General features: G+C 75.6%; 1 protein-coding gene. It reads right to left on the bottom strand.

Annotated elements, in window-relative coordinates; all coding sequences use genetic code 11:
* Positions 1–2,790: acyltransferase domain-containing protein (locus IG94_RS0137865; RefSeq protein WP_346009436.1), on the bottom strand; the 2,790-nt coding region annotated here is incomplete at its 3' end.
* Between the last annotated feature and the right edge of the window lie 2 nt (positions 2,791–2,792).

Genomic DNA, 2,792 nt, shown 5'->3' on the forward strand with positions numbered 1-2,792 from the left:
AGCCGCATGCACCAACACCGACTCACCCGACCGCACACCCGCCACATCCACCAACGCATAGAACGCCGTCACAAAAGCCACCGGCACCGACGCCGCCTCGACGAACGACCACCCCTCCGGCACCCCCACCACCACCCGCTCATCCACCACGACGGAGGACCGGAACGCGTCCTGCCAGACGCCCATGACCCGGTCGCCCACCGCGGCACCCGTCACGCGGGACCCGATGGCGGTGACCACGCCGGCCCCCTCGCTGCCCATGCGCGCGCTCTCCGCGTCCGGGTACATGCCCAGCGGGATCAGCACGTCGCGGAAGTTGAGGCCGACGGCGCGGACGTCGACGCGCACCTCGTGCTCGCCCAGGACGCGGTCGCCCCGGTCCTCGGGCGCCGGGCCCCAGACGATCCCTTCGAGGGTGCCGTTTCCGGCGTGGGTGAGCTGCCGTGTCCCGGCCGGGTCCTCGTCGCGCGCGGGGACCGTTTCGGGCCGTTCGCTCACCGGGGCCGTCGTCGGCGCGTCGCCGCGCACCAGGCGCGGGGCGAGGATCTCGTCGCCGCGGACGGCGAGTTGGGGCTCGCCCGAGGAGAGGGCGCGCGCCACCGTTTCGGGGGCCGCGGGGGTGCGGCCGAGGACGTCGAGGAGGACGAAGCGCCCGGGGTGCTCGGTCTGTGCCGAACGCACCAGGCCCCACACGGGTGCGGCCGCGAGGTGGTCCATGCGTTCCGCGTCGTGGACGTGGACGGCTCCGCCGGTGACGAGGACCAGCCGGGACTGCGCGAAGTGCTCCCCGGACAGCCACTGCTGCACGAGGTCCAGCGCGTGCAGGGCGGTGCGCTCGGCGTCCGCGGCCATGTCGCCGCCGGTGTCCTGGGACGCGCCGGTCCGCAGGTCCACCAGGACGTGCCCGGGTGCCGCCGTTCCGCCGTCCGCCAGGCGTTCCGCCAGTGCTCCCAGGTCGGCGCATCCCACGAGGGCCGGGTCGGTCGCGGGGAGCCCGGGGGCCGTCTCCCCGAGCACCGCGACGCGCGGAGGTTCGCTGTCCCGGGACGAGTCCGGTACGCGGGTCCAGGCGAGCCGGTGGGCGGCGGCGACGCCGTCCTCGGGCGGGGCGGGCAGGCGCGCCTCGTCGAGCGGACGCGTCAGTAGTCCGTCGGCGGACAGGACCGGCAGCCCCGCGCTGTCCGTGACCCGTACCGAGAAGGCGCCCTCGGCCATCGGGGCGAGCGTGGCCCGCAGCCGTTCGGCTCCGGTGGCGTGGAGGGCGGCGCCGGTCCAGAGGAAGGGCAGCCGGCCGATGTGCTCGTCCTCCGCGCAGGCCGGCCAGGCGTGCAGGGCGGCGTCGAGGAGGGCCGGGTGGATGCCGAAGCCCGCCACGTCCGCCCCGGGCAGTTCGGCTTCGGCGAACAGTTCGCCCGCCGTCCCGCGCCAGACCCGCGTGAGTCCTCGGAACGCCGCTCCGTAGGTGAGGCCCTGCTCGTGCAGCCGCTCGTAGAGTCCCGTGACGTCCACGGGCTGCGCGTCCGCCGGGGGCCAGCTCTCTGAGGTCACGGGCTCCCGGTGCTCCTCGGGGGCCACGGGTTCCCGGCGCCCGGTGCCGTTCACGAGCGTCGCCCGTGCGTGCCGTACCCAGTCCGCCTCGTGGGGCGCGGCGTCCTGGAGCCGGGCGTGGACGTCCACCGCGCGGCTGCCGTCCGCCGCGGCCCCGGCCACCAGCACCTGTACCTGGGTCGGCCTGGACGCGTCCAGGAGCAGCGGGGTCTCCAGGGTCAGTTCCTCCACCCGGTCGCAGCCGACCGCGTCCCCGGCGCGCAGGACCATGTCCAGCAGTGCCGTACCCGGCACCAGTACGCGCCCGTGTACGGAGTGGTCGCGCAGCCAGGGCTGTTCCCGCGGCGAGAGCCGCCCGGTGAGCAGGACTCCGCCGGTCCCGGGCAGCGGCACCGCGCTGCCGAGCAGGGGGTGCCCGGTGGCCTCCGCGCCGTCCTGGCGCGCGTGCGTGGCGCGACGGGCGGCGCCGCCGTCCGCCACCCAGAAGCGGCGGTGCTGGAAGGCGTACGTGGGCAGCTCGACCCGCCGGGTCGCGCGGCCGTCGTAGGAGCGGGCCCAGTCCACGGGTACGCCGGTGACGAATGCCTCGGCGAGCGAGCGCAGCAGGCGCGGCCGGCCGCCGTCGTCGCGGCGCAGGGTGCCCGTGACGGACACGTCCGTGCCGTGGTCCTCGGCGGTGATCTGGATCCCGGTGGTCAGCACCGGGTGCGCGCTCGCCTCGACGAACCTGCGGAACCCGGCGTCGAGCAGGGCGCGGACGGTGTCCTCGAAGCGGACGGTGGACCGCAGGTTGCGGTACCAGTAGGCGCCGTCCAGTTCGGTGTGGGCGAGGTCGCCTCCGGTCACCGTGGAGAAGAACGGTATCCGCGCGGGCCGCGGCACCACGTCGGCTGCCGCCTTCTCGACCTGGGTCCGGATGTCCTCGACCTGGGCGCAGTGGGAGGCGTAGTCGACGGGGATGCGCCGGACCCGGACGCCGCGGGCCTCGCAGTCGGCCATCAGGGCGTCGAGGGCCGCCGTGCCGCCGGAGACCACCGTGGTGGCGGGGCTGTTCACGGCGGCGACCGTGAGCTGTCCGTCGTGCTCGGACCCGGCGTAGCCGGCGAGTATCCCCTCCACCTCGGCGAGGGGCCGGTCCACGGCGACCATGCCGCCGTGGCCGGCGAGTTCCGCGGCGATCGCCCGACTGCGCAACGCCACCACCCGCGCACCATCCTCCAGACTCAACGCACCCGCCACCACCG

Source organism: Streptomyces olivaceus (genome assembly GCF_000721235.1).
Taxonomy (GTDB): Bacteria; Actinomycetota; Actinomycetes; order Streptomycetales; family Streptomycetaceae; genus Streptomyces; species Streptomyces olivaceus.